Origin of the sequence: Cellulomonas sp. B6 (assembly GCF_001462455.1) — a bacterium.
Classification (GTDB): domain Bacteria; phylum Actinomycetota; class Actinomycetes; order Actinomycetales; family Cellulomonadaceae; genus Cellulomonas.
Genome location: NZ_LNTD01000138.1, coordinates 1 through 2,441, shown reverse-complemented (window position 1 = coordinate 2,441; position 2,441 = coordinate 1). Strand labels below are relative to the sequence as shown.

Genomic DNA, 2,441 nt, shown 5'->3' with positions numbered 1-2,441 from the left:
GGCTGCCGCCCCGGACGCGGCGCCGCCCGCGCGTGTCGGCCCCGTCCCCGCGGCCGCGCGCGCCGTCGCGCCCGACGTCGCGCGCGGCCTCGCGCTGCTCGGCATCGCGATCGCGAACGCGGTCGCTCACCTCGCGGGCGGGACGATCGGGCTGGGCGCACGTCCCCTGGACGGCTCGACGCTCGACCGCGTCGTCGACGGGGTCGTGTCGTTGTTCGTCGACCGGCGCACGATGCCGATGTTCGCGCTGCTGTACGGGTACGGCATCGGCGTCGTCGTCCGGCGGCGCGCCGCCGCGGGGGTGCCGTGGCCCGCGTGCCGGTCCGACCTGCTGCGCCGGGCCGGGGTGCTGGTGGCCTTCGGCGCTGCGCACGTGCTGCTGCTGTTCGGCGGCGACATCCTCACCGCGTACGGGCTCGCGGGGCTGCTCGCGGTGACGCTCGTGCGTGCGTCGGACCGCACGCTGCTCGTCGTGGCGGGGGCGAGCCTGCTCGCCGGTGGCCTGCTCAACGGAGGGCTCGAGAGCTTGATCGTGCTGGCAGGCGAGATGGGCGACCAGGCGGCCCTGGTGCGGCCGCTGGACGAGACCGTGCTGGCAGGGCTGGTGACCCGCGCCTCGGGTGGCGTCGTCGCGGCACCCATCGGCGTCCTCATGGCGCTGCCCCTGCTGCTCCTGGGCCTGTGGGCCGCGCGCCGCGAGGTCCTCGAACGGCCCGCCGACCACCTGCCGCTGCTGCGCCGGACCGCCGTGGTCGGACTCGCCGTGAGCGTGCTCGGCGCCGTCCCCTTCGCGCTGTCGGTCGCGGGGCTGCGTCACCCGGCCGTGCTCGACGTGTTCGGCTCGGCCGCCCTGCACCTGGTCACGGGCGCCGCGGGTGGCGTCGCGTTCGCGGCGCTCGTCGGGTGGGTCGTCGCGGCGCGCGGGCTGACGCTCGCGACGCTGGGCCCCGTGGGCCGCGCGCTGCGCGCCGTCGGCACCCGCTCGCTCACGAGCTACCTTCTGCAGTCCGTGCTGTTCGTGCTGCCGCTCGCGCCGTGGGCAGGCGGGCTGGGCGTCGGCATGGGCAGCGCCCAGGTCGTCGCGTGGGGCGTCGGCGTGTGGCTCGTGACCGTCGTCGTCGCGGTGTCGCTGGAGGCCGCGGGCCGGCGCGGCCCGGCCGAGGCGCTGTACCGCCGCCTCGTGTACCGGGCCGCGCCGGCCGCGTGACCCGCCGGGGCGGGCGCGGTCAGAACGGGCAGCTCGTCCTCACGTCGGACAGCGCCGTGTCGGCGGGCGCCGGGCACAGGAACTGCGTGTAGCGCTGGTCGTCGTCGACGAACCGCTTGAGCCACGCGATCGAGTACTTCGCGATCGTGGTGTTCGACAGGTTCGGCGCGAAGTGCGACGCGCCGCGCAGCTCGAGGTAGCTGCGCGGCGTCGTCGCCGGCAGGGTCTGGTAGAACGGCCGCGCGTGCGTGACCACCGAGGCCACCGAGTCGTTCTGCGCGCCGAAGATCAGCGTGGGCGTCGTGATCTCGGGCCACGTCTTGTCGAGGTTCCACGGCGTCAGCGGGATGATCGCCTTGAGGCCGGGCCGGCTCTTGGCCGCCTCGAGCGTCCCGCCGCCGCCCATCGAGTGCCCCATGACGGCGAGGCGGGCGGGGTCGACGCGGTCGGCGACGTCGCTGCGCTGCGTGAGGTAGTCGGCCGCGGCGAGCAGCTGGCGCCCGCGCGACGCGGGCTGGTCGACGCGCGTGAGCGTGTCGATCGTGAAGACCACGAAGCCCTGCGACGCCAGGCGCGGGCCGAGCCACGCGATGCTCGACTCGCCCGCGGTGTACCCGGGGGCGATGACGACGCCCCCGAAGCGCCCCTGCGACGTGTCGGTCGGGTAGTAGATCGTCCCGCCGCCGAACCCGGACACGAGGGACGACACGCGCGACGTCGAGGTCGCGAACGGCCCGCGCGCGGCCTCGATGCTCTGGACGGTCGGGTCGGGGCCGCGCTGGTCGGCGGCCTGCGCGGGCAGGCTCCCGGTGAGGGTGAGGGCGAGCCCCAGGATCACGGCGGCCAGGGGACGCCGGGCGGTGCGAGCGGTCACGTCATCGTCCTCTCGGTCGGCGCCCGGCCTTCTGCGGGCGCGCCACAGGGGCGGTCCCGCCCCTGGTCACGACCCTAGAGGCCGACAGATGCTCTTGTCACGCGTCGCCATGACAAAGGTCGGACACCCTGTCACTGACCGGGGTCGACGTCGCCGTCGAGCACCGCGTGCAGCCAGCCGGGCCCGACCGCCGCGACCCCCGGCAGCCGAGCCCGCAGGCCCCGGTCGGCCGTCACCACCACGAGCCCCGAGCCGGCCCCCGCGGCGCGCAGGACGACCTCGGCGTCGCCGTCCCGCGGCGCACGGTGCACGCGCAACCCGTCGCCCTGCGGCGCGACGGCGTCGCGCGCGCGCCCCTCC

Annotated in this window: 2 protein-coding genes and 1 pseudogene; 1 reads left to right on the top strand and 2 read right to left on the bottom strand. The window is 76.3% G+C overall.

Annotated features, from left to right (window positions below; translation table 11 throughout):
- A partial coding sequence (locus tag ATM99_RS12830) for a DUF418 domain-containing protein (protein ID WP_062103283.1) occupies positions 1 to 1,207 on the top strand: 1,207 nt, incomplete at its 5' end.
- Between the two features lie 19 nt (positions 1,208 to 1,226).
- Here ATM99_RS12830 and ATM99_RS12825 read toward each other — a convergent pair.
- Together ATM99_RS12825 and ATM99_RS19370 are read right to left on the bottom strand one after the other, a co-directional pair.
- Positions 1,227 to 2,081, bottom strand: coding sequence for a dienelactone hydrolase family protein (locus ATM99_RS12825; protein WP_062103282.1), 855 nt, complete (start codon positions 2,079 to 2,081; stop codon positions 1,227 to 1,229).
- A gap of 131 nt (positions 2,082 to 2,212) precedes the next feature.
- Positions 2,213 to 2,441: pseudogene (locus ATM99_RS19370) on the bottom strand (hypothetical protein); the annotation flags it as partial.